This window comes from Micromonospora sp. NPDC023869 (assembly GCF_055559695.1).
Genome location: NZ_JBVHKD010000005.1, coordinates 392,409 through 418,248, shown reverse-complemented (window position 1 = coordinate 418,248; position 25,840 = coordinate 392,409). Strand labels below are relative to the sequence as shown.

The window sequence follows — 25,840 nt, the reverse complement described above, 5'->3', positions numbered from 1 at the left end:
CCACACCGATCAGACCGACCCCACCCCGATCGCCGCATAACATCAAACCGGATCCCGCGATGGCCGTCTCTTACACCACTCGCGCGGACGCGACCGCCCCTCACCCGCCGCTCGGGTGGGCGCGCAGCGGCGGCCGAATCAGCGGCGGCGTTCTCGTCCGGACCGCACCAGCGGGGAGATGCCGGTCCTGCCGGGCCAGCAGGAAGTCGCGCGTCCATGGGGTGCTCCCTCGTTGAGGTCGATCGGCTGGTTGACCCATCGCATGAACCGGTTGTTGAGCGCGGCGAGGTCGGGAGTGAAGCCGAGCATGACGATGTCGTCCACGGCATCCCGCATCGAATGCGCGAGGTAGAAGACCAGCGCCAGCGTGTGGCCCGCGTACTCACGGAGGAGGGCCAGCTTCGCCGGGCCACAAGGCCAGTGCGCTCCGCAGGCCCGGCACCGCCAGAGCGGCCGGCTGGGAACGTGCTCGCGGCTCACGATGCACCTCCGAGGCCGCGAAGCGTCTGGCCGAGGGTCAGTAGCTCCCCGGCCCGGTCCCAGAGGATCGCCGTCGAGTCATCCCCTGGCCGCAGCGTCAGTCGCGCGGCCAGGTCGGGCGGAGGACTCATCCTCGGGACCGGGCCGGGGGCTGGAATGCCGGGTACCGTCCGCATTCGCGGCGGTTCACAGCCGGGACAAATGCACTTGTGCCCGCGCCGCCGCCTGTGACGTCCCGACATTGAACCCCCTCGAAAGGTTTCTGGGGGAGGGACGCGCACCCGTGCCTCGATCATCCCGTTGGATGCGCGTCCCTCAGCAGACGCAACCGCCGGGGTTGTGGATGTCCCTCCACCGGCCGCGCCGTCCTGGGGACACACTGCCAATCAGTGATGGGACCGGTACACGACGTTCGTTAATCTCTGGGGACGTTCGGGACGTCCGAGAGGAGGTGGGAATGAACCACGCACTTCAGCAGGCCATGGTGCAGGCTGGCGAAACCGCCGAAAGTCTTGCCGCCCGCGTTGGCGTCGACCCGAAGACTGCTGGGCGGTGGGTGTCGCCGGGGCGCACGCCTCGCCCCCGGTGCCGTGCCGCCGTGGCGGCCATCCTTGAGCGGGAGGTCGCGGATCTGTGGCCGAGTGCCGTTCGCGGCGAGCCCGACTGGCTGCGCGACTGGGTTGACTGGGAGCGCGAAGCGACCGCCATTCGGTGGTACGAGCCGGCGTACGTGCCGGGCATCCTTCAGACCGAGGCGTACGCGCGGGCCACGCTCGCCGATGGGCTACTCCTGCCTGACGAGATCGAGCAGCGAGTGCATTCGCGGCTGAAGCGGCAGGAGATCCTGGACCGCGACGACCCTCCACTGCTTCTGGCCGTCCTCGACGTGATGGTGCTGCGCCGTCCGGTTCATGGACACCCCGGCGTCATGCGTGAGCAGGTCGAGCACCTGGCGAGGATGGCGGAGCTGCCGTACGTGCAGATCCTCGTGGTGCCAGAGGACGCGGGGATCTACCCTGGACTTCAGGGAGGTTTCATCCTGGCGACTCTCGGCGACGGCTCGTCGGTGGCGCATCTCGATCATCAGGTGGACGCGCAGGTGGTGTCCACGCCGGATCGGATCGCCACTCTCCAGCGCGTGTGGGAGATCATCAGGGGCGAAGCGCTCTCGCGCAGGTAGTCACTCGACCTGATCAAGGAAGCGGCGCAGACATGGACATGACCGGAGCCAACTGGCGTAAGTCGAGCTACTCGGGGGCCAACGGCGGCTCGTGCGTGGAGGTGGCCGACAATCTCCCCGGCGTCGTTCTGGTCCGCGACACCAAGGACCGTGACGGTGGCACCCTCCACTTCAGCCCGAGCAACTGGAAGGGCTTCGTCAGCCTGGCCAAGCAGATCGGCCCCGTGGGCTGACGCCTCCGACGCAGAAGGCCCCCAGCGCGATGCTGGGGGCTCTTTCGTGCCGCCTGCCATCTGACCGGGCATGCTCCCGAGGTGCAGTCCTCGTCCACGCCATCGGCCACCAGGGACGCCTGGCCGCCTCGCACTCGGCCTCGGTGATCGCCTCGTGAGGGGCTGCGGCCGGGTGCCGCTGACCATGCTGTTCGTGCCCTTCATGTGGCGCAGCCACCGCCGGATGCTCTCGGCGGTGGCGCCCACGCCCCGGCCGGGCGGAACACCGGCCGTGAAGCTGGGCGCGTTGTCGGCGTAGTTGGTCTGATAGAACGCCAGGAATGCCAGCAGCTCGTCGAGGCTCAGCTCGGCGGCTCTCGCTGGCCGACGTCCGCCGGGCCATCGCCTCCCTGGCCCAGCCCAGCGCCGCCGCCTGAGCTCCCTCGCCGGACCGCTCAGCCCCCGGTGGCCTTCGCCTTCGCCGCCGCCTTCTGCTGCTGCTTGTACTCCCGGACCAGGCGCAACGACTCGGCGTCGGTGACGTCGGCCACCGACCGGTGGACCTCCGGCTCGCCGTAGCCGCCGGCCGCCTCCCGCCAGCCCGGCGGCCGTACGCCGAACCGCTTGCCGAGCAGGGCGAGGAAGATCTGCCCCTTCTGTCGGCCGAACCCCGGCAGGGCGGTGATCCGCGCGAGCAGTTCCGCACCGTCGGCGGGGTCGGCCCAGAGCCGGGCGGCGTCGCCGTCGTACCGGTCGACCAGCGTCCGGCAGACCTCCTGCACGCGGGCCGCCATCGCCTTCGGGAACCGGTGCAGCGCCGGCGGCTGGGCGAAGAGGGCCACCAGCGCCTCCGGGTCGTACTCGGCGAGTTCCCGGGCGTCCAGGTCGTGACCGAGCCGCTGGGCCAGCACGTACGGCGAGGAGAACGCCTTCTCCATCGAGACTTGTTGATCAAGAACCATTCCCGTCAGCAACGCCAGCGGACTCTGCATGAGCAGCCGGTTCGCCTCCGGATCGATGGGCAGCGCGAGTGTCATGCCCTCATCCTGCCCGTCGCGGCCCTCGCCCTGGCCTCCGGCACGTGATCTCACCCTCAGCTCGATTCCGCGATTAGGTTAGGCTGTGCTAACTTCGGCGCCTCGGTCGCCCCGGGCCGCAGAGGAAAGGGTTCATCGTGCTTCTCACCCGCCGTACCACCGGCGCGTTGCTCGCCGCCAGCCTGCTCGCCGTCGGGCTGGCCGCCTGCGGATCAGGTGAGGAGGACGCGGCGGCAGACTCGGGCCATTCGACCGACAAGTCGATCACCGTCTACAGCGGACGCAACGAGCAGCTCGTCAAGCCGCTGCTGGACAAGTTCACCGAGCAGACCGGCATCACCGTCAACGCCCGGTACGCCAACACCGCGCAGCTCGCCGCCCAGCTCGTGGAGGAGGGCGACCGGTCCCCCGCCGACGTGTTCTTCGCGCAGGACGCGGGTGCCCTGGGCACCGTGGCCAAGCAGGGCATGTTCACCACGCTCGCCGAGGAGACCACGGCGAAGGTGCCGGCGTCCTACCGCGCCGGCAACGGCCAGTGGGTCGGTGTGAGCGCCCGCGCCCGGGTGCTGGCGTACAACGCCGACCTGGTGAAGGCCGAGGAGCTGCCCGCCTCGGTGTTCGACCTGACCGGCCCGGCCTGGAAGGGCAAGGTCGGCGTCGCCCCGACCAACGCCTCGTTCCAGGCGTTCGTCACCGCCATCCGGGTGCAGCACGACGACGCCAAGGCCGAGCAGTTCCTCAGCGGCCTCAAGGCCAACGACCCGCAGATCCGCGACGGCAACGGCAAGATCCTCGAAGACGTCGGCGCGGGCACGATCCCGGCCGGCCTGGTCAACCACTACTACCTCGGTGAGATCGCCAAGGAGCAGGGCACCACGCCGGACGCGCTCAAGGTCAAGCTGCACTTCTTCTCCGGCGGTGACACCGGTGCGCTGGTGAACGTCGCGGGGGTCGGCGTGCTCAAGCGGGCCGCCGAGAACGCCGACGTGCAGAAGTTCGTGGACTTCCTGCTCGGCACCGAGGCCCAGACGTTCTTCGCCGAGCAGACCTACGAGTACCCGGTGATCGACGGCGTGCCGTCCCCGGCGTACGTGCCGGCCCTGTCCGAGCTGGCGGTGCCGCAGATCGACCTGAACGACCTGGACACCCTCGACGCCACCGTCACCATGATCAAGAACTCGGGCCTGGTGCCCTGACCGCACCACCCTCCGTCGCAGGGCCGTCCCGATCCGGGTCGGCCCTGTCCGGCGTACCCGGCGGGATGCGGCGACTCGCGCCACGGCCGGCGTTGCTCGCGGCCTCGACCGCCGCGGTGGCCGTCGCCCTGATCCCGCTGGCCTACCTCGGGGTACGCACCGCCGAGGCGGGCTGGGACGCGGTCGTCGCCGAGCTGTGGACCGAACGGGTCGCGCTGCTCGCCCTGCGTAGCCTCGGACTGGCCGCCGTGGTCACCACGGCATGCGTCCTGCTCGGCGTGGGCACCGCGTTCCTGGTCACCCGGACCGACCTGCCCGGCCGCCGGGCCTTCGCCGTGCTGGCGGCGTTGCCGCTGGCCGTACCCACCTACATCGCCGCCTTCGCCTGGGTCTCCGCGCTGCCCCGGCTGGAGGGATTCTGGCCGGCGGCGCTGGTGCTCACCCTCTGCTCCTACCCGTACGTGCTGCTGCCGGTCGCGGCGGCGCTGCGCGGCGCGGACCCGGCGCAGGAGGAGGTGTCCCGGTCGCTCGGGCGCAGTGGGTGGCAGACCTTCACCGCGGTGACGCTGCGGCAGATCCGCCCGGCCACCGCCGCCGGTGCGCTGCTGGTCGCCCTCTACGTGCTCTCCGACTTCGGCGCGGTCTCCATCCTGCGCGCCGACACCTTCACCCGGGCCATCTTCGTCGCCTTCGACCTCGGCTTCGACCGGACCGGCGCGCTGGTGCTCTCCAGCGTGCTGGTGGTGCTCACGGTGGTGCTGCTGACCGGCGAGACCGCGACCCGCCGCCGGGGTGCCCGGTACGCGCGGCTCGGCGGCACCCGACGTCCCGCACCCCGACTGGCGCTCGGGTCGGCCCGCTGGCCGGCCATCGCCGTGCTGACCGGCGTCGCCGCGCTGGCGCTCGGCTTGCCAGCGGTCAGCCTCGGTCGGCGGCTCGCCGCCGGGGTGTCCCGCCCGGGCGCCCTGCCCGAGGTGCTCACCGCCGCCGGGAACTCGCTGACCGTCTCGCTGGCCGGCGCCGCGCTCACCATGCTGTTGGCGCTGCCGCTGGGGCTGCTCGTCGCGCGGGCACCGGGTCCGCTGACCACCGTGCTGGACCGGCTGGCGTACCTGGCCCACGCCCTGCCCGGCGTGGTGATCGGACTCTCGCTGATCTTCTTCGGCATCAACGTGGCGTACCCGCTCTATCAGACCCGGTGGCTGCTCGCCCTGGCGTACGCGACGCTCTTCCTGCCGCTGGCGGTCGGCGCGGTGGCCGGCGCGGCCGCCCAGTCCCCCGCCGGTCTGGAGGAGGTGGCCCGGTCGCTCGGCCGTGGCCCCTGGACCGTGCTGCGCACGGTGACCCTGCCGCTCACCCTGCCGGGCATCGGCGCCGGGGCCGCGCTGGTCTTCCTCACCGGCATGAAGGAACTCCCGGCCACCCTGCTGCTGCGCCCCACCGGCACGGACACCCTCGCCACCGAGCTGTGGACGAGTACGGCCGTCGGCGCCTACGCGGCAGCGGCCCCCTACGCGGCGCTGCTGGTGCTGATCTCGGCGGTACCCACCTGGCTGCTGGTCGCCCGCAGCGGCCTGCTCGACCGGGAACGCGGCACATGAACGAAGAACGCAGGCAACGAGAGTGGAGGGGTGGCATGAGTGAGCGCAGCGAACGAATCAACAGCGCAGCAGACCATGCCACCACGCAACGAAGTGGAGGGGTGGCATGAGTGAGGTCGTGCTCGACGGTGTGGTGAAGCGGTACGGGCGGGTCACCGCGTTGGCCGGCGCCGACCTCAGCGTGCCGTCCGGGCAGTTGACCGCGGTGCTCGGGCCGTCCGGCTGCGGCAAGACCACGTTGCTGCGCTGCCTGGCCGGCTTCGAGCGGCTCGACGGCGGCGAGATCCGCATCGACGGCGCGGTGGTCGCGGGCGGCGGTCGGCACCTGCCGGCGCACCGACGCCGCATCGCAGTGGTGCCCCAGGAGGGTGCTCTCTTCCCGCATCTGCGGGTGGCCGAGAACGTCGGCTACGGGCTGGACCGGGCCACCCGACGGACCGACCGGGTCGAGGAGGTGCTGGCGCTGGTCGGGCTGGCCGGGTACGGCGACCGGATGCCGCACCAGCTCTCCGGCGGGCAGCAGCAGCGGGTCGCGGTGGCCCGGGCGCTCGCGCCCCGGCCATCGGTGGTGCTGCTGGACGAGCCGTTCAGCGCCCTGGACGCGGGGCTGCGCGCCGGGCTGCGGCACGACGTACGCGAGGCGCTGCGCGCCGACGGGGCGACCGGTGTGCTGGTCACCCACGATCAGGGTGAGGCGCTGTCGGTGGCCGACAAGGTGGTGGTGCTGCGCGACGGGCGGGTGGTGCAGGCCGCCGCGCCGACCACGGTCTATCGGGAGCCGGCCGATCCCTGGGTGGCCGGTTTCGTCGGTGACGCGGTGCTGCTGCCGGCGATCGTCGAGAGCGGGACCGCCCGGACCGCGTTGGGGGTGCTGCCGGTCGCCGGTGCGGTGGCCGACGGGCCGGTCACCGTGCTGCTCCGACCAGAGCAGATCCGCCTGGCCGCCGGAGCGGGCGGGGTCACCGGCACCGTGCTGCGGCACGACTTCCACGGTCACGACGCGCTGGTCGGCCTGCGGCTGGGCGATGGTACGGCGATCACCGCGCGGGTGCTCGACGGCGCCGCCGTACCGATGGACGGCGAGGTCGGGGTACGGGTGGACGGCGCGGCGCGGGTCTTCCCGGTGGACACCGACCGCCGGGTGCCGGTCGACCTCGCCGCCTGACCTCGGCCGGCGGTGAGTCGGCCCGGCCCGCCGCCGTCGGTCGGCCTGGCTCTGCCTGCTCATGCGGGGGCCCGGCGGACGGTGGTGCCGTCCGCCGGGCCGGTGTGCGTCAGGGTCAGTTGACCACGAACAACAGGCGGTTCGGCGAGCCGCTGCCCGGGCTGGTCACCACGCCGGTGGTGGCGTTGCTGGTCAGGTAGTTCTTGACCTGGGCCGGGGTGTAGGACGGGTTGGCCGAGAGCACGAGCGCGGCGGCGCCGGCCACGTGCGGGGAGGCCATCGAGGTGCCGTTCAGCGTGCTGGTCGCGGTGTTGCTGGTGTGGTACGCGGACAGCACGCTCGACCCGGGCGCGAAGATGTGCACGCACGAGCCGTAGTTCGAGAAGGACGACCGGGCGTCGGTGCTGGTCGTCGAGCCGACGGTGATGGCGGTCGAGGTACGCGCCGGCGAGTAGTTGCAGGCGTTGGCGTTGGAGTTGCCGGCCGCCACCGCGTAGCTGATGCCGGAGGCGATCGAGTTGGCCACCGCGTTGTCGATCGTGCTGCTGGCCCCGCCGCCGAGGCTCATGTTCGCCACGGCCGGCTTCACCGCGTTGGCGGTCACCCAGTTGACGCCGTTGACCACGCTGGCGGTGGTGCCGCCACCGGAGCAGTTGAGCACCTTCACCGCGACCAGGCGGACGGACTTGGCCACGCCGTACGTCGCGCCGCCGACGGTCCCGGCGACGTGGGTGCCGTGGCCGTTGCAGTCGGTGTTGTTGGTGTCGACCGTGTTGGTGCCCCAGGTGGCCCGACCGCCGAACTCGTTGTGCGTGGTGCGGATGCCGGTGTCGATGATGTAGGCCCGCACGTTCGAGGCCGTGTTCGGGTAGGTGTAGGTGCCGCTCAGCGGGCGGTTCCGCTGGTCGATGCGGTCCAGGCCCCAGGTGGGGTTGGTCTGGGTGGCCTGGACGGTGAACGCCTGGTCCTGCTCGACGTACGCGACCGCCGAGTTGGCGGCGAGCCGGGCCGCCTGCTTCGCGGTCATCTTGGCGGCGAAGCCGGTCAGCGCGGCGGAGTAGGTGTCGGAGACGCTGCCCCCGTACCGCTGGACCAGGGCGGTGGCCCGGTCCGGCACTGCGGTGCGAGCCGCCGACGAACCGGCCGCACCGACCGCGTCGGAGCGCAGGACGACGAGGTAGCTGCCGCTGACGGCGTTCGCGGCGCCGGCGCCGCGGATCTCGCCGGTGGGTGCGGCGACCGCCGCGGTGGTGCTGGCCGCTGAGACGGCCGCCGCGGTGGCGACGACGGCGAGCGCCCGGATGACGTGCCGTCGCGCGATGGACCCTGAGGACATCGTCTGCCTCCCTAACCGGAACGGCCGACCGGGTCATGGCCGGACGGCGCATCCCATGGACTCGAATGGAGGAGATGCTAGCCTTAGATCGATGAATATGACAGAGATGTTCGTCGATTGATTGAGATTGTCACGGGCACCCGCTCCCCGCTCCGTCGTCACCAGGCAGGATGGCGGTGTGGACGGACACGACATGCTGCTCTCCCCCGCCGGCGTCGAGGCGCTGCGGACCGCGTTGACGCGAGCCGCCTTCACCGCCAACGGCATCGCCACCCGGCTCGGCCCGCAGGCCACCGGTGGGGTGGCCCGCAACGACTTCCGGGCCGCGCTGCGCGCCACCGCCGACGGTGACCCGCTCGCCACCCTGATCCGGGTCTTCATCTGCGAGCAGACCGAGCCGGAGGCCGCCGTCGCCGCCGCGCTCGCGCCGCTGTCGATCGACGAGGCGCTCGCCGCCGGAATCGTCGAACGGTACGGCGACGGGCTGCGGATGGGGCTGGACCTCGAACCGTACGGCGACGACTGGTGGGTGCTGGCCGACGTGCCGGCCAGCGCCCGTCCCGGTCGGCCCCTGCACACCGAGCACGTGCTGGGCATCGGCGGGGCGACCCAGACGATGATCGGCGCGGCCGTCCGGCAGCCGGTGCAGAGCGCGCTCGACCTGGGCACCGGCTCCGGCGTCCAGGCCCTGCACCTGAGTACGCACGCCCGGCAGGTGACCGCCACCGACGTCTCCCGGCGGGCGCTGCGGTTCGCCGCCACCACGGCCGCGCTCAACGACCAGCAGTGGGAGCTGCTGCGCGGCGACATGGTGCAGCCCGTCGCCGGACGGCGCTTCGACCTGGTGGTCAGCAACCCGCCCTTCGTGGTCGGGCCGGGCACCACCACGCACGTCTACCGCGACTCCGGGCGGGTCGGTGACGCGATCGGCGCCGAACTGGCCGCCGCCGCCGACGGCCTGCTCACCGAGGGCGGCACCATGCAGTACCTGGCGAACTGGGTGCACGTCGCCGGGGAGGACTGGGGCGAGCGGGTGGCCGGCTGGTTCGCCGGGACCGGTCTGGACGCCTGGGTGATCCAGCGCGAGGTCGCCGACCCGATGGCGTACGTCAACCTCTGGCTCACCGACGTCGGCGAGGCGGCCGACCCGCAGCGGATGGCCGACTGGCTGGACTGGTTCGACGCCCACAAGGTGGAGGCGATCGGCTTCGGCATCGTCTCGCTGCGCCGGGGCGGACACGACGATCCGGTGCTGCGGGTGGAGGACCTGCGGCAACGGGTCCAGGCCCCGATGGGCGACCGGGTCGCGACCTGGTTCGACCGACAGGACTGGCTGCGCCAGCAAGGCGGCGACGGGCTGCTGGACGCCCGCTACCGGGCCGCCGACGGGCTCCAGCTGCGGCAGGAGGCGACCATGGGCGCGGACGGCTGGGGCGTCGACCGACAGGTCCTCACCATGCCGCACGGGCTGCGCTGGACCGAGGAGATCGATCCACTGGTACTCGCGCTGGTGGGTGGCGCCGACGGGCGCCTGCCGCTGCGCGACCAGATCGCACTGCTCGCCGTCGCGCACGATGTCACGCCGGACGAGCTGGCCGAGGCGGCCGGACCGATCGTGGCGCACCTGGTCGAGCGCGGCTTCATCGAGCCGGTGCGGTCCTGATGCGGGCTGTGGTGCAGACCGTCGCACGGGCCGGCGTCACCGTCGACGGCGAGGTGGTCGGCGCGATCGACGACGGGCTGCTGGTGCTGGTCGGGGTGACGCACACGGACACCACCGAGACCGCCCGGACGATGGCCCGCAAGGTGTACGAGCTGCGCATCCTGGACGACGAGCGGTCCGCCGCCGACGTCGGCGCGCCGATCCTGGTGGTCAGCCAGTTCACGCTCTACGGCGACGCCCGCAAGGGACGCCGTCCGAGCTGGACCGCGGCGGCTCCCGCCGAGGTGGCCGAGCCGTTGGTCGACGCGGTGGTCGAGGCGCTGCGCCAACGCGGCGCGACGGTCGCCACCGGCCGTTTCCGGGCGCACATGCTGGTGGAGAGCGTCAACGTCGGGCCGCGCACCATCCTCCTCGACCTGTGACGCCTCACGAGGTGGACGGGCCCGGATCACGACGCCCGCCCACCTCGTGGTCACCGGTCAGCCGAAGAGTCCCCGACGTTGCAGGGACTGCCGCAGCCAGCCGTCGAGCTGCGCCGCCCAGTCCGTACGGTCCATTATGGCGTAGTCGACGGTGAACCGACCGAAGACGTCCCGGCCCTCGGTCAGCAGGCCACCGCGCTTGTCCAGCTCCAGCACCACCTGCATCTGCCGGGGATCGGCGACGAAGGTGACCTCCAGTTGCTTCATCGCACCCGCGTACTGCGGCGCGGGGTAGAACTCGATCTCCTGGTAGAACGGCAGCGTCTGGTGCACGCCGTAGATGTGCCCCCGTTCGACGTCGGCCCGGGCGAACCGGAAACCGAGCCGCAGCAACGCCTCCAGCAGCTTCTCCTGCGCCGGCAGCGGGTGCACCGCCACCGGGTCCAGGTCACCCTTGTCGAGCGCGCGGGCCACCTCCAGCTCGGTACGCAGCCCCATCGTCATCCCGTGCAGGTGCTGCCCGTACAGCTGGGTGACCGGGGTCTCCCAGGGCACCGGGAACCGGAACGGTACGTCGTAGCGCTGCCCGGCCTCCAGACGGAACGGGCCGGTCACCTGCTGCCGGTGGAACTCCTGATTCGTGTTGTACTCGTTGTCGCCGCTCTCCACCTCGACCCGGGTCATCAACCCCAGAGCCACGTACGAGATGTCCACCCCGTGCTCGCCTCCGGTCACCGCGATGCTGCCCGTGAGCTCGCCGCCCGGCCGGCAGTTCGGGTTCGTCAGCACCGTCTCCACGGACGGGCCGCCGACTCCCATCGCCTGCATGAGCCGCTTGAAGACCACCATTGCCTCCGTCGCTTGGTCGCCCGACCCCGGGCACCCGGGGTACGGGGTTGCGTCGGCCCGACGGCCGACCGCTGGCACGGTAACCGGCACCGCCAAGTCGCATCTGCCGAACCAGCACACCCGCCCGCAAGGAGGGGGTAACGGAACGGTCACTGTCGGTTCTCCGATCGCCTCACTCCCGTTTTACGCCTCACCCGCCAAGCTGTGTGTCACCGGCTGCCACATGGGCCGGGGCGACACGGCACGGACGTGGACACGGGGAGAGACAGAGATGGCCCTGCAGATGATGGAGCACCGGATGCGCGCCGGCACCGAGGCGGAGCACGGCGTCGACACCCTTACCGACCTGGACGCCACCGACGAGCGTGGCGTCTCCACCGACCTGGTTCGCGCGTACCTCAACGGGATCGGCCGGACCAAGCTGCTCACGGCGGCCGAAGAGGTGGACCTGGCGAAGCGGATCGAAGCCGGGTTGTTCGCCGAGGAGAAGCTGTCCACCTGCACCCCGCTCTCGGCCGACCTGCACGCCGACCTGGACGTGGTCGCGCAGCAGGGTCGGGCCGCCAAGAACCACCTGCTGGAGGCGAACCTGCGCCTCGTGGTGAGCATCGCCAAGCGGTACACCGGCCGTGGCATGGCCTTCCTCGACCTCATCCAGGAAGGCAACCTCGGCCTCATCCGCGCCGTCGAGAAATTCGACTACACCAAGGGCTACAAGTTCTCCACCTACGCCACCTGGTGGATCCGCCAGGCCATCACCCGCGCCATGGCCGACCAGGCCCGCACCATCCGCATCCCGGTGCACATGGTCGAGCAGGTCAACCGGATGGTCCGGGCCCGCCGCGAGCTGTCCGTCTCGCTGGGTCGGGAGCCCACGGTGGCCGAGGTCGCCCGCGCGCTGGACGTGCCCGAGTTCCAGGTGATCGAGCTGATCTCGTACGACCGGGAGCCGGTCAGCCTGGACCAGGCCGTCGGCGAGGACGGGGAGAGCGCACTGGGTGACTTCGTCGCCGCCGCCGACCCGACCGGCGGGCCGGGCGACACCGCCGCCCAGGGCGAGCTGCGCAACGAGGTGAGCATCGTGTTGGCCACGCTCTCCCAGCGCGAGCAGGCGGTGATCCGGCTGCGGTTCGGCCTCGACGACGGCCGGCAGCGTACCCTGGACGAGGTCGGCCGCGAGTTCGGACTGTCCCGCGAGCGGATCCGGCAGATCGAGAAGGTGACGCTGCTCAAGCTGCGGGCCCCGGAGCGGGCGCAGCGGCTGGAGGCGTACGCCTCCTGACGTGACTGGTGTGCGATCGGCCCCGGCGGTGCGCCGGGGCCGATGTCGTGTGTGCCGGGGCGGTTTTCGTGCGCGGCTCGTGTCACGGAGGCCGAAAGGGCTGCGGATCGTCCAGAGTGGGTGCACGGCGTCGAGCCGTCGACGCAGGCAATCAGGAGGACTGATCGTGAACTGGACGCTGGAAGCGGTCGTCGTGCCGGTTTCCGACGTGGACCGGGCCAAGGCGTTCTACGCCGATCGGGTCGGCTTCATCGTCGACCACGACACGGTGATGGGCGACGACGCCCGCATCGTGCAGCTCACGCCGCCCGGCTCGGGTTGCTCGATCGTGATCGGCACCGGGCCGCTGCCGTACATGCCGCCCGGCTCGCTCAAGGGTATCCAGCTCGTCGTGCCGGACCTGGAGAAGGCCCGCGCCGAGCTGAGCGAGCGCGGCGTCGAGGTGAGCGAGATCCAGGTGCTCGGGCAGAACCCGAGCCCGACACCGCACCCGTTGGACAACGTCGGCTTCGTCTTCTTCGACGACCCGGACGGCAACTCCTGGGCGGTCCAGCAGATCTCCGCCCGCGCGACCGGGATGTAAGGAGGGGTCCCCTGCTATACACGAGGCGTTAGTAGGGGACCCCTCCTTTCACAAACGGCGGGGGCCGGTGTCGGGGCGGGGGGCGGCCGAGCCGGTGCGGACCGAGGCGTGCAGCACGGACAACCCGTCCGGGCGGGCCAGCACCGGGTTGAGCGTCAGTGCGCGTACCCGGGGTTGCTCGTCGGCGAGCCGCCCGATGCGCAGGAGCAGGTCGGCCAGGGCCGCCCGGTCCACCGGGGCGGCACCCCGGTGGCCCCGCAGCAGAGGGGCCGCGCGTGGGGCGTCGACCAGCTCGGTCGCGTCCCGGTCGGTCAACGGCACCGCCCGCCAGGCCCGGTCGCCGAGCAGGTCGGTGGCGACCCCGCCGAGGCCGAAGCCCACCACCGGCCCGAACGCCGGGTCCTCGACCAGCTCCACCACGCAGGCCACGCCGGGCGGCACCATCGGCTGCACCAGCACGTCCGCGCCGAACGCGGCGGCCAGCTCGGCGTAGGCGCGGCGGACCGTGTCGGCGTCCGGCAGGTCCAGGCGGACCGCACCGAGATCGAGGCGGTGCCGCAGACCACCGGCGGCAGCCTTGAGCGCCACCGGGAAACCGAACCGCGTCGCCGCGTCGACCGCCGCGTCGACCGAGTCGACCCGCGCCGACTCGACCACGTCGATGCCGTACGCGGCGAGCAGCGCCTCCGGATCGCCACCGTCCGCCCGCAGCGCCACCTGCGCCGCCACCGGATCGACGTCGGGCAGCTCGGGCAGTACGCCGGCCGGACGACGCCGCCAGTGCGCGTACGCGGTGACCCGGGCCAGCGCGCGTACCGCCTCCTCCACGCTCGGGTAGGCCGGTGTCCCCGCCGGGGCCCGACCGACCAGGAAGGTGGCCACCGTCGGCTTGTCGGCCGTGGGCGCGGCGAGCGCGGCGGCGAAGTCCGCCTCGGTGTCGGTGAGCTGCCCCGGCAACGGCGGCGCGAAGAGGACCACCAGCGCGTCGACCGAGTCGTCGGCGGCAGCGTCGGCGAGCGCCGCACCGAACTCGGCGGCACCGGCCCGGGGGCCGACGTCGACCGGGTAACCCGGTGCGACCCGTAGGCCCTGTGCCGCGCAGGCGGTGGCCGCCAGCCCGGTCAGCGCCGAGGAGTTGCCGACCACGCCGACCCGGTTCCCGGCCGGCAGCGGCTGGTTGGCCAGGAGCGCCCCGACGTCGAGCAGCTCGGCGACGGTGTCCACCCGGATCACCCCGGACTGGGCGAACAGGGCGCTCACCGCCGTCTCGTCCGGGCCGGCGGAGTCGCCCAGACCGGGTGGGCGCGCCGGGGAGGCCAGCGCCACCACCGGTTTGTCGCGGCCGATCCGCCGGGCCAGTCGGGCGAACTTGCGCGGGTTGCCGAAGGTCTCCAGGTACAACATGATCACGTCGGTGTCCGGGTCGTCCTGCCAGTACTGCAACAGGTCGTTGCCGGAGACGTCGGCCCGGTTGCCGGCCGAGACGAAGCTGGACACGCCCAGCCCACGTCGGTCCGCCTCGGCCAGCAGCGCCACCCCGAACACCCCGGACTGGCTGAAGATGCCGACCCGGCCCGGTTCCGGCAGCCGTGGCGCGAGGGTGGCGTTGAGGCGTACCGCCGGGTCGGTGTTGGCCACCCCGAGGCAGTTGGGGCCGATCACCCGCATGCCCGCCGCGTGCGCCGCGCGCACCAGCGTGCGCTGCGCCGCGGCACCGGCCATCCCGGCCTCGGCGAAGCCCGCCGAGATGACCACCAGCCCGTGTACGCCGGCCGCGGCGGCGTCCGCGACCACCTCGGACGCCGACTCCGGCGGCACCGCCACCACCGCCAGGTCGACCGGCAGATCGGCGTCGACCGCCGACGGGTACGCGGGCAGCCCGGCGACCCGGGCGGCGGTCGGGTGCACCGGCACCACCGATCCGGTGTACCCGCCGTCGCGCAGGTGCCCGAGCACCGCCGCGCCGACGCCCTGCCCGGTGGCGCTGGCCCCATAGACGACCACGCCACGCGGGGCGAGCAGCCGGGCGATGGACCGGGCCTCGGTGCGGTGCTCCCGCCCGCGCTGCACCTCCAGGGTCGCCTCGGTGGGCGCGATCGGGAAGGTCAGGTGCACCACGCCGTCGGCGAACTGGCGCTGGATCTGGTAGCCGAAGTCGGCGAAGACCCGCAGCATCGCGCCGTTGGCCGGCAGCACCTCGGCCACGAAGTTGACGATCCCGCTGCGCCGGGCGGCCTCGGCGAGATGTTCCAGCAGCACCGAGCCGATGCCGCGCCCCTGGTAGGCGTCCTCCACCACGAACGCGACCTCGGCGTCGGGCGAGGCCGGGCCGAGCCGCTCGTACCGGCCGACGGCGACGATCCGGTCGCCGGCCAGCACGACGAACGCCTCCCGGTCCCGGTGGTCGACGTTGACGAAGCGCTGCAGGTCCCGTTCCGGGATCCGTGGGTACGGCGAGAAGTACCGCAGGTATCGGGTGCGCTCGGAGAAGCGGGAGTGCATCGCCACGATCCCCGGCGCGTCAGAGGGACGGATCGGTCGCAACTGGACGGTGCTGCCGTCGCTCAGCAGCACGTCCACGGCTGGTTCGGTTGTGGTCACCTCGGGCGGCCCTCCCCCGGCCGACTCAGTCGCGTGGATCGTGCGGGTCGAGGCCGAGCAGCGGGAAGACGGCCTTCCGGGTGGCCGCGATGGCCCGGTCCACCGGATTCGGCTCGCCGGTGGGCTGCCACGGTTCGTAGCTCGGGTCGACGTCGTCGGTCATCCGCAGCGGGATGTCGGTGCCGGGTCGCCGGGCCCGGGCCAGGTCACGCCAGCCCGGCGGAGTCAGCGTGGCCGGGTCCAGCGGCGCGCCGGTGGCCACCGCGAGCAGGTGCGTCCAGGCCCGGGGCACCACCTCGACGAGCGCGTACCCGCCGCCGCCGGTGGCCACCCACCGGCCGTCGCACAGCTCGTCGGCGAGCGCCCGCAACGCCAGATAGGTGGCGCGCTGCCCGTCCACTGACAGGTGCAGGTCGGCGAGGGGGTCGACGCGGTGGGCGTCCGCGCCGCACTGGGTGAACAGCACCTGCGGGCGGAACGCGCGCAGCACCGACGGCACGATCGCGTGGAAGGCGCGTTGCCAGCCGGCGTCCTCCACTCCGGGCGGCAACGGGACGTTGACCGCCGTGCCGGCGGCGTTCGGGCCACCGGTCTCGTCGGGGAACCCGGTGCCGGGAAAGAGCGCGAGCGGGGTCTCGTGCAGGCTGACCGTCAGCACCCGAGGGTCGTCCCAGAAGATCTGTTGCACCCCGTCGCCGTGGTGCACGTCGACGTCGACGTACGCGATGCGCTCCGCGCCCAGGTCGAGCAGCCGGGCGATGGCCACCGCCGGGTCGTTGTAGACGCAGAAGCCGGCTGCCCGGTCGGCCATGGCGTGGTGCAGGCCGCCGGCCACGTTGACCGCGCGTCGGGCCTGACCGCGCCACACCGCCTCGGCGGCGGCCACCGTCGCTCCGGCGATCAACGCGCTCGACTCGTGCATCCCCTGGAAGACCGGGTTGTCCGAGGTGCCCAGACCGAAGCCGGTGAAGAAGGGTTCCCGCGGCGCCATCCGGACCGCGCCGAGGTAGCGCGGGTCGTGCACCCGGCTGAGCAACTCGTCGTCGGCCGGGTAGGGCTTGACCATGTGGACGCCGGGTCGGTGCAGCACGCCGAGTTCCCAGGCGAGCGCGAGAGTCAACTCCACCCGGACCGGATCGAGCGGGTGGTCGCCGAGGTCGTAGGCGAGCAGCGACTCGTCCCACATCACCACCGTGTCGTCGGACATCTGCCCATGGTCGCACGCGACCGCACAGTGGGCCTGGTCAGGCGTCCGTGCCCGGGTCGGTGGCCACCGGCCGGTCCGGGTCGGCCACCCACTCGCTCCACGATCCGACGTAGAGGGCGGCGTCCGGACGACCGGCCAGGTGCAACGCGAGCACGGCCTGCGCGGCGGTCACCCCGGAGCCGCAGTACGCGCCGACCGGCGCCCCGGTGGTCACCCCGGCCGCCGCGAAGCGGTCCCGCAGCACCTCGACGGCGGGGAAGCGGCCCTCGGTGACGTACTCGGGGGCGGGCACGTTCACCGCGCCGGGGACGTGCCCGGCGACCGGGTCGATCGGCTCCTGCTCGCCCCGGTAGCGCGGCGCGGCCCGTACGTCGAGCAGCACCCCGTCACCGGCGGCCAGCCGGGCGGCGGCCGAGGCGTCGAGCACCGGCAGCGCTCCCGGACGGACGGTCACGTCGCCGGGCTCGGGCGTCGACACCTCGTCACTGGTGGGCAGGCCGGCGGCCGACCAGGCCGGATAGCCGCCGGACAACAGGCGTACCGGTCGGTGGCCCGCCCAGCGCAGCGTCCACCAGGCACGGGCGGCGGCCATGCCGTCACCGCCGTCGTACACCACCACCGGGTGACCGTCGCGGACCCCGGCGGCCCGCAGCGCCGCCTGCAGGGCTTCGGGGTCGGGCAGGGGGTGCCGGCCGGCCGGACCGGGCGGGCCGCAGAGCGCGGTGTCCAGGTCGACGAAGACCGCGCCCGGGAGGTGCCCGGCCGCGTAGTCGTCCCGGCCGGGTGGGCCGGCCAGACGCCACCGCACGTCGAGCAGGGTGGGCGGCTCGGGCCCGTCGAGTTCGGCGGCGAGCGATCGCGCCTCGACCAGAAGATCGTCTGTACCGGACATGCACCCAGTCAACACCATCAGTGACGACGGCGGCGGTTCGGTGACCATCGATCGGGGTGCGGCAGGGTACCATCGATGCCGGAGGGCCGCTGACACCATGAAGTCTCACGACTTGGTCGATACGACCGAAATGTACCTGCGCACCATCCTCGAACTCGAAGAGGAGGGAGTGCCGCCGCTACGCGCCCGGATCGCTGAACGGTTGCGCCAGAGCGGCCCCACCGTGAGCCAGACCGTCGCCCGGATGGAACGCGACGGCCTGCTGACCGTGGAGGGCGATCGGCACCTCACCCTCACCGACCTCGGCCGCGCCACCGCCGTCTCGGTGATGCGTAAGCACCGGCTCGCCGAGTTGCTGCTGGTCAACGTGATCGGGATGCCCTACGAGGAGGCCCACGAGGAGGCCTGCCGTTGGGAACACGTGATGAGCGACGCGGTCGAGAAGCGGGTCTACGACCTGCTCAACCGGCCGACCCGGTCGCCGTACGGCAACCCCATCCCGGGCCTGGACGAACTCGGTCCGCCCACCCAGACCGAGCCGGAGACCGCCGAGAGCGAGCGCAACCTCGCCTTCCCCGGCCTGAGTGGCAAGGTGATCGTCCGGCGGATCTGCGAGAGCGTGCAGACCGACGCCGAGGTGCTCCGCCAACTGCACGCCGCCGGAGTCGACCCGGGGGCCACCGTCACGGTGGCGCAGGAGCGGGACGGGGTGTCGATCGACCGTTCCGGCGAGAGCGTCCGACTGCCCCGCGAGGTCGCCTCCCGGGTATTCGTCGCCGCCGCCTGACCGTTCACTTCACGTACGGGCAGTGCCGGCAACCCCGGCCGCAGCAGGTTCCCCGGCGGGCCAGGAAGCCGGCACTGAGTACGAACAGCCCGGTGTCCGGGTCGAGGTAGCCGGCGTCCCCGGCGGCCAGGGCCGCGTCGTGCGCGGCGATGATCCGCGCACGACCGGGGTGCTCGGGCGACAGCCGAGACGGGTGCGGCTCGCTCAGAGGCCGCGCCGCCAGGGGCTTTCGCTCTCCACTCATCCCGCGCAGTCTAGGCAGCCACCGCTCTCCACCCGGCCCCGCCCGCCGCCCTGCTGCACCTTGACCCACCCGCCGCTTCTCAGGCCGCCGCCCGACCCGCCGTGAGCTCGGCGATCATGGACTTGTGGCACTCGGAAAGCACCTGTTTGCCCTGTTTCGTCACCGCCACGACTCCATGATCAACGGGACGGGCGCGGGGGTGAGCGGCTGGGTGGGGGACGTGAGGAGCCCCGGACGCCGTGTGCGTCCGGGGCTCCTCGGTGCTCGTCGTCAGCTGCAGCCGCTGGTGGAGCCGCAGCCCTCGCAGACGTAGCAGCTACCGGCGGGGCGCATCTTCGTACCGCAGGTGAAGCAGAGCGGTGCGTCGGCGGCCTTGCCGATCACGGCCTCCAGCAGCTCGGTGCTGGAACCGACCGACGGTGCCGGCTTGATCGCGGCGGCGTCGGCGAGTTCCTGGGCCGGCTGGGCGACCGGGCCGACCCTCGGCTCGGTGGGAGCCTCCACCGGGGCGGACGCGGCCATGGCGGTGAGGTCCGTGCCGTTGGCCTCCGCCTCGGCCTCGGCGGCGAGCTGGGCGGCCCGCTCCTTGGCAGTAAAGATGCCGATCTCGGCGCGGCGCTCGTAGGGCAGGAAGTCCAGTGCCAGGCGACGGAAGATGTAGTCCATCACCGAGGCGGCCATCCGCACGTCCGGGTCGTCGGTCATACCGGCCGGCTCGAAGCGCATGTTGGTGAACTTGCTGACGTACGTCTCCAGCGGGACGCCGTACTGGAGGCCGATGGAGATGGCCACCGAGAAGGCGTCCATCACTCCGGCCAGGGTGGAGCCCTGCTTCGACATCTTGAGGAAGACCTCGCCGAGGCCGTCGTCCGGGTAGGACGAGGCGGTGAGGTAGCCCTCGGCGCCACCGACCGAGAAGGAGATGGTCTCCGACGGCCGCTTCTTCGGCAGCCGCTTGCGTACCGGGCGGTACTCGACGACCTTCTCCACCACCGGCTCGACCGCGGTGACGGTCTCCTCCGGCTCGGCGGTCTTCTTCTTCGCCACCGACAGCGGCTGACCGACCTTGCAGTTGTCCCGATAGATCGCCAGCGCCTTGAGGCCGAGCTTCCAGCCCTCGAAGTAGATCTTCTCGACGTCGGCGACGGTCGCCTGCTCCGGCATGTTGACCGTCTTGGAGATGGCGCCGGAGATGAACGGCTGGACCGCCGCCATCATCCGCACGTGGCCCATCGGGGCGATGGACCGCTCGCCCATGGCGCAGTCGAAGACCGGGTAGTGCTCCGGCTTGAGGCCGGGGGCGTCCACCACGTGTCCCTGGTCCGAAATGTGCTCGACGATCGCCTCCACCTGCTCCTCGGGGTATCCGAGGCTGCGCAGGGCGCGCGGCACGGTCTGGTTGACGATCTGCATCGAGCCGCCGCCGACCAGCTTCTTGAACTTGACCAGCGCCAGGTCCGGCTCGACACCGGTGGTGTCGCAGTCCATCATCAGGCCGATGGTGCCGGTCGGGGCGAGCACGCTGGCCTGCGAGTTCCGCCAGCCGAACTTGTCGCCGATCTTGTTGCCCTGGGTCCACTGCTTGGTGGCCTCGCGCACCACCGCGGTGGCCACCGTGCCGGCCGGCTTGATCTGGTCGTTGGCGGCGGCGTGCTTGCGCATGACCCGCTTGTGCGGCTCGGCGTTGCGGGCGTACCCGTCGTACGCGCCGACGATGCCGGCCAGCTCGGCCGAGCGACGGTACGCCGTGCCGGTCATCAGCGAGGTGATCGCGGCGGACAGCGAACGGCCCTGGTCCGAGTCGTACGGCAGGCCGGAGGCCATCAGCAGGGCGCCGAGGTTGGCGTACCCGATGCCGAGCTGCCGGTAGGCCCTGGTGGTCTCCCCGATCTTCTCGGTCGGGAAGTCGGCGAAGCAGATCGAGATGTCCATCGCGGTGATGACCATTTCGACGCTGCGGACGAACTTCTCCACCTCGAAGCCGCCGTCGGCGCGGAGGAACTTCATCAGGTTCAACGAGGCCAGGTTGCACGAGGAGTTGTCCAGGTGCAGGTACTCCGAGCACGGGTTCGACGCGGTGATGCGGCCCGTCTCCGGGCAGGTGTGCCAGTCGTTGATGGTGTCGTCGTACTGCAGGCCGGGGTCGGCGCACTCCCAGGCGGCCTGGGAGATGGTGCGGAACAGCTTCTGCGCGTCGATGGTCTCGATCACCGCGCCGTCGAGCCGGCCACGCAGGTCGAAGCCGCCGCCCTGCTCGACCGCCGCCATGAACTCGTCGGAGACCCGGACCGAGTTGTTGGCGTTCTGGTACTGCACGCTGACGATGTCGGCACCGCCCAGGTCCATGTCGAACCCGGCGTCGCGCAACGCGCGGATCTTGTCCTCCTCGCGCGCCTTGGTGACCACGAACTCCTCGATGTCCGGGTGGTCGACGTCGAGGATCACCATCTTGGCCGCCCGCCGGGTGGCGCCGCCGGACTTGATGGTGCCGGCGCTCGCGTCCGCGCCGCGCATGAAGCTGACCGGACCGGAGGCGGTCCCGCCGGAGGAGAGCAGCTCCCGGGAGGAACGGATCCGGGAGAGGTTCACCCCGGAGCCGGAGCCTCCCTTGAAGATCAGCCCCTCCTCCTTGTACCAGTCGAGGATGGAGTCCATCGAGTCGTCGACGGCGAGGATGAAGCAGGCGCTGACCTGCTGCGGCGACGGCGTACCGACGTTGAACCAGACCGGCGAGTTGAAGCTGAACACCTGGTGCAGCAGCATCCAGGTCAGCTCGTGGGCGAAGACCTCGGCGTCGGCCGGGGAGGCGAAGTAGCCGTACTCCTCACCGGCGGTGCGGTAGGTGGTGACCACCCGGTCGATCAGCTGCTTGAGCGACCACTCCCGCTCCGGGGTGCCCACCGCGCCCCGAAAGTACTTGGTGGTCACGATGTTGGCCGCGTTGACGCTCCAGCTCTCCGGGTACTCCACCCCGCGCTGCTCGAAGTTGATCGAGCCGTCCCGCCAGTTGGTCATCACGACGTCGCGGCGCTCCCAGGCGACCTCGTCGTACGGGTGCACGCCCTCGGTGGTCCAGACCCGGTCCACCTTGAGGCCTGCGTTCGTCTTGTTCCGTGACCTGCTTGTTGTCACACCGTCCCCCGGCATCTCATCCGCCCCCTCGCTCACGCGGGCACCCGCGCGATCCGACTGTCACTACTGCTGCTGCTCAGACGTTCACTGCGCGTGGGCCGTCTCGGCCCCAGCACCCTCCCGGGCGCGCGCGGCGGCCCGCAGCGTCTCGATCTCCTGCTCGAAGTCGGCGAGCGAGTCGAACGACCGGTAGACGCTTGCGAACCGCAGGTAGGCGACCTCGTCCAGGTCCCGCAGGGGACCCAGGATGGCCAGCCCGACATCGTGGCTCGGGATCTCGGCGGCCCCCTTGGCGCGAATGGTCTCCTCGACCCGCTGCGCCAGGATCGCGATCGAGTCCTCGTCGACCGGCCGTCCCTGGCACGCCTTGCGCACTCCGCCGATGATCTTCGTCCGGCTGAACGGCTCGGTCACCCCGCTGCGCTTGACCACCGCCAGCACCGCCTCCTCGACGGTGGTAAACCGTTTGCCGCACTCCGGGCAGGAGCGCCGCCGACGGATCAACTGACCGTCGTCCGCCTCCCGCGAGTCGACCACCCGGGAGTCGGCGTGCCGGCAGTACGGACACCGCATCGCCCGACCTCCTTGATCGACTTCGGGTACGCCCCCATCCGCCTCCGGGCACACGCAGGGACGGCGGAGCCGCCCCGCAGGACGGCCGCCGGCTCGGCGGTGCGGAAAGTGCGGTGGGTAGTCGAACCCAACCTGTAGGCGACTTACGCCCATGTGACTACTACATCTAGGGGTCGAACCTATGCCGCTGGCGATCCGAGGTCAAGTTGGCCGGCGTGTCCGGCGCGTCACCCGACAACCCACCCCTCCCTCCTCTCCAACCGATCCGAGAACCCAACGCGGACCGGTGGCGGGAGTTACCGTCCGGCCGGACAGGATCACCGACTATCCGTACCGGGTCGAACACGCGTTCGACTCCGCGTACCATTTATCAGAACGGACGTACGACTGTCGCGCTTTTCCGGCCCGACACGCGGAGATAGGTCGTACAGATGTTTGAAAATGACCGATCCCACCGATACGGTCATGAACAGCCGGAGGTGACCATGGTCGCCGCACCGGCCGACAGATCACCGTGCGCACCACGAGCCGCCGAGGCACCCCAGCGCCGACCAGGGAGGACGGACGTGACCGAGGACCGGGCCAACCGGCCGCAGAGCCCGCAGCAGAGCATCGAGGCGGGTCCGCCGGCCGCCCGTCGCCGCAGCGTCACCCGCGCCCGCTCCGGGCAGCCCGCCGTACGCCCGGTGACCCCGGTGGTCAGCGGCTTTCCCGACCCGGCGACCGTCGACCTGACCGCCCGTCAGCGACGCATCCTCGACTTCATCCGCACCTGGGTGGAGCGGCACGGCTACCCGCCGAGCGTGCGCGAGATCGGCGAGGCGGTCGGGCTGGTCTCCCCGTCCAGCGTCGCCTACCAGCTCAAGGAGCTGGAGAAGAAGGGCTTTCTGCGGCGCGACCCGAACCGCCCGCGCGCGGTTGACGTCCGCTCCCCCAGCGTCGACGACGAGCTGACCCGCTCGCAACGCCCCACCCCGGCGTACGTGCCGATGCTCGGCCGGATCGCCGCCGGTGGGCCGATCCTCGCCGAGCAGTCGATGGAGGAGGTCTTCCCGCTGCCTCGCGAGCTGGTCGGCGAGGGCGAGGTCTTCATGCTCCAGGTCAAGGGCGACTCGATGCTCGACGCGGCGATCTGCGACGGGGACTGGGTGGTCGTCCGGCAGCAGCCGACCGCCGACTCCGGCGAGATCGTCGCCGCCATGCTGGACGGCGAGGCGACCGTGAAGACCTACCGGCGGCGCGACGGCCACGTCTGGCTGATGCCGCAGAACCCGGCCTTCGACCCGATCCCGGGTGACGACGCCACCATCATGGGCCGGGTCGTCGCGGTGCTGCGCCGGATCTGAACGACTACGCGGCCGGTGCTGACCCGCCGTCAGTACCGGTCGCCGTCAGTACCGGTCGCCGTCAGTACCGGTCGCCTCGGTATCCGTAGTTGCCGCCCGGCATCTGACCGTACGGCTCGTCGCCGTTCTCGCGGTAGCGGCCGGAACGCCGGCCCCGGTGGTCCGGCTCGCCGCCGGGCCCACCCCGCCGGGGCGGTTCGGCACGGCCTCCACCGGGCTGTCCACCCCGCCCGCCACCGGGCATCCCGCCCGCGCGGCCACCGCCGCCACCGGGCGCGCCACCTCCCCGGCCGCCGCCACCGGGCATCCCGCCGCCACGGCCACCGCCCGAGGCACCGCCACCGGGGGCACCGCCGCTGCGGCCACCGCCACCGGGCGGTCCGCCGGCCCGGCCACCGCCGCCGCCACCGCCGTAGACCCCACCACCGGAGCGGCTCCCGCCACCCTGAGCCGGGCGGCCACCGCCACCCTGAGCCGGGCGGCCACCGCCGCCGGGACGGCCGCCGCCGTAGACCGGGCCGCCCTCACCACCCGACCGGCCACCCTGGTCGCCGGAGCGGCCACCGCCACCTCCGCCGCCGTAGACGCCACCGCCCTGAGCCGGGCGGGAGCCGTTGGCACCGGCCGGACGGCCACCGCCGTAGACCGCACCCGACCGGGCGCCCTCGGGCCGGTCGCCCTTCGCCGACCCGCCGTAGACGGGACCGGACTGGGCGCCGCCGTACACCGCGCCCCGCCCCCGGTCCTTCGGGCCGAAGCCGTCGTCCTTGCGGCTCGGGTCGTCGTCATCGTCGCCGTCGCGGCTCTTGCCCGCCGGCACCGGACGCTTGCGGGCCCGCAGGATGCCGAAGATGCCGGCGCCCACCAGCAACGCGCCGAGCACACCGACGGTGGCGATCAGGTAGGTGATGTCGTCCAGGGTCAGCCCGTCGAACCACGACCGGCCGGCCGCGTTCTTCACCGCGTCCGGGTCGTCGGCAAGGTTCTTAGGGCCCTCGGTGGACGGCGTGTAGCTGAGGATGTCGACCGGCTCGTTGTCGTCGAGATGCCCTGCGTCGGAGACGGTCAGGAAGGTCTTGCCGTCGGTCGAGTACGCGATCGCCTCACCGAACGGATCGGCCAGCGGAGTCACCCGGGGCGTGGTGGTGGTCAGCGCGGTGACGATGTCGCCGTTCTGCACGTCGTACTCGAAGGCGTCGGCGTACGTGCGCAGCGCCACTCGGGCACCGTCCGGGGACCGGGCCGCACCGGTGATCGCCACTCGCCCGAAGGTGCTCAGCGGGTTCTCGGTGTCGGTCTTGGGCAGCTCGATGTCGCCGAGCTTCTTCATCGGCACCGGCTCGGTGTCGCCGGTCTTGAGCGCACCGTCGGCGGTGAAGATCTCCGCCTTGCCGGAGGTGACCTTCGTGATGATCAACGGCAGGTTGTCGTCGCCGATCAGCAGCGCCTCGGCGTCGCGGGGCTTGCCGTCCGGGTACGCCAGCCGATGCAGGACCGGCGACTTGCTGCCGTTGATCGGCATGCTCCAGACCGCGACCCGCTTCCGGCGTTCCCGGCTGGTGATGTTGTCACCGGTGTCGGCGATCCACAACGTGTTGCCGTCCGGCGAGACGGCGAGGTCCTCGGTGTCGAACGGCCCCGCACCCGAGTAACGGACCTCGCGGGTGACGTCGCAGTCCTTATTGAGGTAGAAGACCCGCTTGCGGCTGTCCTGTTCGGTGCTGTCGTTGATCACGATGTACCCGTTGCGGGTGACCACCAGGCCGGACATCTCCCGCAGCCGCGAGTCGGTGACCGAACACTGCTTCTTGGGTGCCGCCGCGAGCGGCGCGGCGGCCATCGGCGCCGCCGCCGGAGCGACGGCGCCAGCGGCGAGCACCGGCCCCACGTCGGTCGACACGGTCGGCGGGCCGACATCGGTCACCGGCGATGCGGCGTACGCGGGTGGCGACGACCCGGGCGCGGCGAGAGTGACGCCGGTGACCGCCACGGTGGCCCCGAACAGGCCGAGCGCAACCGTGACCGAGGAAACAGTGCGGTGCATGAAAGGAA

General features: G+C 71.9%; 23 protein-coding genes. 12 read left to right on the top strand and 11 right to left on the bottom strand.

Annotated elements, in window-relative coordinates; translation table 11 throughout:
• Positions 1-138: 138 nt before the first annotated feature.
• On the bottom strand, positions 139-480 hold the full coding sequence (locus ACZ31C_RS18065; protein WP_350693907.1) for a hypothetical protein: 342 nt from the start codon (positions 478-480) through the stop codon (positions 139-141).
• Between the two features lie 457 nt (positions 481-937).
• On the opposite strand from ACZ31C_RS18065, the gene ACZ31C_RS18060 reads away from it, so the two are divergent.
• The 3 genes from ACZ31C_RS18060 to ACZ31C_RS18050 all read left to right on the top strand — a co-directional run bounded on the left by ACZ31C_RS18060 (position 938) and on the right by ACZ31C_RS18050 (position 2,191).
• Complete coding sequence (locus tag ACZ31C_RS18060) at positions 938-1,660, top strand: DUF5753 domain-containing protein (protein WP_465796230.1); 723 nt, start codon at positions 938-940, stop codon at positions 1,658-1,660.
• A 38-nt stretch (positions 1,661-1,698) separates the two neighbouring features.
• A complete protein-coding gene (locus ACZ31C_RS18055; protein WP_350694095.1) occupies positions 1,699-1,893 on the top strand; it encodes a DUF397 domain-containing protein in 195 nt (64 codons plus the stop codon).
• A gap of 154 nt (positions 1,894-2,047) precedes the next feature.
• Positions 2,048-2,191 (top strand): hypothetical protein, encoded by a 144-nt coding sequence (locus ACZ31C_RS18050; protein WP_465796229.1) that lies wholly within the window; start codon positions 2,048-2,050, stop codon positions 2,189-2,191.
• 136 nt (positions 2,192-2,327) lie between these two features.
• On the opposite strand, the gene ACZ31C_RS18045 is transcribed toward ACZ31C_RS18050, so the two are convergent.
• Positions 2,328-2,909, bottom strand: coding sequence for an HhH-GPD-type base excision DNA repair protein (locus ACZ31C_RS18045; RefSeq protein WP_465796228.1), 582 nt, complete (start codon positions 2,907-2,909; stop codon positions 2,328-2,330).
• A 134-nt stretch (positions 2,910-3,043) separates the two neighbouring features.
• On the opposite strand from ACZ31C_RS18045, the gene ACZ31C_RS18040 reads away from it, so the two are divergent.
• The 3 genes from ACZ31C_RS18040 (at position 3,044) to ACZ31C_RS18030 (ending at position 6,871) form a co-directional block, all read left to right on the top strand.
• Entirely contained in the window at positions 3,044-4,105 is a 1,062-nt protein-coding gene (locus tag ACZ31C_RS18040) for an iron ABC transporter substrate-binding protein (protein WP_465796255.1), read from the top strand.
• 65 nt (positions 4,106-4,170) lie between these two features.
• Positions 4,171-5,706, top strand: coding sequence for an ABC transporter permease (locus ACZ31C_RS18035; RefSeq protein ID WP_465796227.1), 1,536 nt, complete (start codon positions 4,171-4,173; stop codon positions 5,704-5,706).
• A 106-nt stretch (positions 5,707-5,812) separates the two neighbouring features.
• On the top strand, positions 5,813-6,871 hold the full coding sequence (locus tag ACZ31C_RS18030) for an ABC transporter ATP-binding protein (RefSeq protein WP_465796226.1): 1,059 nt from the start codon (positions 5,813-5,815) through the stop codon (positions 6,869-6,871).
• A gap of 115 nt (positions 6,872-6,986) precedes the next feature.
• On the opposite strand, the gene ACZ31C_RS18025 is transcribed toward ACZ31C_RS18030, so the two are convergent.
• Positions 6,987-8,207, bottom strand: a complete 1,221-nt coding sequence (locus ACZ31C_RS18025; RefSeq protein ID WP_465796225.1) for a S8 family peptidase — start codon at positions 8,205-8,207, stop codon at positions 6,987-6,989.
• Positions 8,208-8,385: 178 nt separating this feature from the next.
• Between ACZ31C_RS18025 and ACZ31C_RS18020 the strand changes: the two genes are divergently transcribed.
• Complete coding sequence (locus ACZ31C_RS18020; protein ID WP_465796224.1) at positions 8,386-9,870, top strand: DUF7782 domain-containing protein; 1,485 nt, start codon at positions 8,386-8,388, stop codon at positions 9,868-9,870.
• Positions 9,870-10,292, top strand: a complete 423-nt coding sequence (dtd, locus tag ACZ31C_RS18015) for a D-aminoacyl-tRNA deacylase (RefSeq protein ID WP_465796223.1) — start codon at positions 9,870-9,872, stop codon at positions 10,290-10,292. The genes ACZ31C_RS18020 and dtd overlap by 1 nt, the downstream gene beginning before the upstream one ends.
• A 57-nt stretch (positions 10,293-10,349) precedes the next feature.
• Here the strand turns inward: dtd and ACZ31C_RS18010 are convergent, their stop codons facing one another.
• Positions 10,350-11,138, bottom strand: coding sequence for a sporulation protein (locus ACZ31C_RS18010; RefSeq protein ID WP_465796222.1), 789 nt, complete (start codon positions 11,136-11,138; stop codon positions 10,350-10,352).
• 274 nt (positions 11,139-11,412) lie between these two features.
• Here ACZ31C_RS18010 and sigB point away from each other — a divergent pair, with 274 nt between their 5' ends.
• Together sigB and ACZ31C_RS18000 are read left to right on the top strand one after the other, a co-directional pair.
• Positions 11,413-12,423, top strand: a complete 1,011-nt coding sequence (sigB, locus tag ACZ31C_RS18005; RefSeq protein ID WP_465796221.1) for an RNA polymerase sigma factor SigB — start codon at positions 11,413-11,415, stop codon at positions 12,421-12,423.
• Between the two features lie 166 nt (positions 12,424-12,589).
• Positions 12,590-13,006: a VOC family protein gene (locus tag ACZ31C_RS18000; protein ID WP_465796220.1), complete on the top strand. Its 417-nt coding sequence runs from the start codon at positions 12,590-12,592 to the stop codon at positions 13,004-13,006.
• Positions 13,007-13,054: 48 nt separating this feature from the next.
• Here the strand turns inward: ACZ31C_RS18000 and ACZ31C_RS17995 are convergent, their stop codons facing one another.
• Genes ACZ31C_RS17995 through ACZ31C_RS17985 form a run of 3 tightly spaced genes read right to left on the bottom strand, consistent with a single transcriptional unit; the run spans position 13,055 to position 17,706 of the window.
• On the bottom strand, positions 13,055-15,607 hold the full coding sequence (locus ACZ31C_RS17995; protein WP_465796219.1) for a bifunctional acetate--CoA ligase family protein/GNAT family N-acetyltransferase: 2,553 nt from the start codon (positions 15,605-15,607) through the stop codon (positions 13,055-13,057).
• Between the two features lie 25 nt (positions 15,608-15,632).
• Positions 15,633-16,814, bottom strand: coding sequence for an acetoin utilization protein AcuC (locus ACZ31C_RS17990; RefSeq protein WP_465796218.1), 1,182 nt, complete (start codon positions 16,812-16,814; stop codon positions 15,633-15,635).
• 37 nt (positions 16,815-16,851) lie between these two features.
• Positions 16,852-17,706: a sulfurtransferase gene (locus ACZ31C_RS17985; RefSeq protein WP_465796217.1), complete on the bottom strand. Its 855-nt coding sequence runs from the start codon at positions 17,704-17,706 to the stop codon at positions 16,852-16,854.
• A 97-nt stretch (positions 17,707-17,803) separates the two neighbouring features.
• Between ACZ31C_RS17985 and ACZ31C_RS17980 the strand changes: the two genes are divergently transcribed.
• Positions 17,804-18,493 (top strand): metal-dependent transcriptional regulator, encoded by a 690-nt coding sequence (locus ACZ31C_RS17980; RefSeq protein ID WP_350693881.1) that lies wholly within the window; start codon positions 17,804-17,806, stop codon positions 18,491-18,493.
• 4 nt (positions 18,494-18,497) lie between these two features.
• Here ACZ31C_RS17980 and ACZ31C_RS17975 read toward each other — a convergent pair whose 3' ends face one another.
• The 3 genes from ACZ31C_RS17975 to nrdR form a co-directional block, all read right to left on the bottom strand.
• Positions 18,498-18,737: a DUF5522 domain-containing protein gene (locus ACZ31C_RS17975; RefSeq protein ID WP_465796216.1), complete on the bottom strand. Its 240-nt coding sequence runs from the start codon at positions 18,735-18,737 to the stop codon at positions 18,498-18,500.
• Positions 18,738-19,007: 270 nt separating this feature from the next.
• Complete coding sequence (locus tag ACZ31C_RS17970; protein ID WP_465796254.1) at positions 19,008-21,884, bottom strand: vitamin B12-dependent ribonucleotide reductase; 2,877 nt, start codon at positions 21,882-21,884, stop codon at positions 19,008-19,010.
• A gap of 69 nt (positions 21,885-21,953) precedes the next feature.
• Positions 21,954-22,442: a transcriptional regulator NrdR gene (nrdR, locus tag ACZ31C_RS17965; protein ID WP_350693877.1), complete on the bottom strand. Its 489-nt coding sequence runs from the start codon at positions 22,440-22,442 to the stop codon at positions 21,954-21,956.
• Positions 22,443-23,008: 566 nt separating this feature from the next.
• Here nrdR and lexA point away from each other — a divergent pair.
• Positions 23,009-23,788 (top strand): transcriptional repressor LexA, encoded by a 780-nt coding sequence (gene lexA / locus ACZ31C_RS17960; RefSeq protein ID WP_396745102.1) that lies wholly within the window; start codon positions 23,009-23,011, stop codon positions 23,786-23,788.
• Between the two features lie 61 nt (positions 23,789-23,849).
• On the opposite strand, the gene ACZ31C_RS17955 is transcribed toward lexA, so the two are convergent.
• Positions 23,850-25,832, bottom strand: a complete 1,983-nt coding sequence (locus ACZ31C_RS17955; protein ID WP_465796215.1) for a hypothetical protein — start codon at positions 25,830-25,832, stop codon at positions 23,850-23,852.
• Positions 25,833-25,840: the final 8 nt, after the last annotated feature.

What these genes read in the sequence shown, in the direction of transcription:
- dtd (WP_465796223.1), top strand. Translation starts at nt 9,870, where the DNA reads ATGCGGGCTGTGGTGCAGACCGTCGCACGGGCCGGCGTCACCGTCGAC.
- sigB (WP_465796221.1), top strand. Translation starts at nt 11,413, where the DNA reads ATGGCCCTGCAGATGATGGAGCACCGGATGCGCGCCGGCACCGAGGCG.
- ACZ31C_RS18030 (WP_465796226.1), top strand. Translation starts at nt 5,813, where the DNA reads ATGAGTGAGGTCGTGCTCGACGGTGTGGTGAAGCGGTACGGGCGGGTC.
- ACZ31C_RS17985 (WP_465796217.1), bottom strand. Translation starts at nt 17,706, where the DNA reads ATGTCCGGTACAGACGATCTTCTGGTCGAGGCGCGATCGCTCGCCGCC.
- ACZ31C_RS18045 (WP_465796228.1), bottom strand. Translation starts at nt 2,909, where the DNA reads ATGACACTCGCGCTGCCCATCGATCCGGAGGCGAACCGGCTGCTCATG.
- ACZ31C_RS18055 (WP_350694095.1), top strand. Translation starts at nt 1,699, where the DNA reads ATGACCGGAGCCAACTGGCGTAAGTCGAGCTACTCGGGGGCCAACGGC.
- ACZ31C_RS17990 (WP_465796218.1), bottom strand. Translation starts at nt 16,814, where the DNA reads ATGTCCGACGACACGGTGGTGATGTGGGACGAGTCGCTGCTCGCCTAC.
- ACZ31C_RS18060 (WP_465796230.1), top strand. Translation starts at nt 938, where the DNA reads ATGAACCACGCACTTCAGCAGGCCATGGTGCAGGCTGGCGAAACCGCC.
- ACZ31C_RS17955 (WP_465796215.1), bottom strand. Translation starts at nt 25,832, where the DNA reads ATGCACCGCACTGTTTCCTCGGTCACGGTTGCGCTCGGCCTGTTCGGG.
- ACZ31C_RS17975 (WP_465796216.1), bottom strand. Translation starts at nt 18,737, where the DNA reads ATGAGTGGAGAGCGAAAGCCCCTGGCGGCGCGGCCTCTGAGCGAGCCG.
- ACZ31C_RS18025 (WP_465796225.1), bottom strand. Translation starts at nt 8,207, where the DNA reads ATGTCCTCAGGGTCCATCGCGCGACGGCACGTCATCCGGGCGCTCGCC.
- ACZ31C_RS18035 (WP_465796227.1), top strand. Translation starts at nt 4,171, where the DNA reads ATGCGGCGACTCGCGCCACGGCCGGCGTTGCTCGCGGCCTCGACCGCC.
- nrdR (WP_350693877.1), bottom strand. Translation starts at nt 22,442, where the DNA reads ATGCGGTGTCCGTACTGCCGGCACGCCGACTCCCGGGTGGTCGACTCG.
- ACZ31C_RS17980 (WP_350693881.1), top strand. Translation starts at nt 17,804, where the DNA reads ATGAAGTCTCACGACTTGGTCGATACGACCGAAATGTACCTGCGCACC.
- ACZ31C_RS17970 (WP_465796254.1), bottom strand. Translation starts at nt 21,884, where the DNA reads ATGCCGGGGGACGGTGTGACAACAAGCAGGTCACGGAACAAGACGAAC.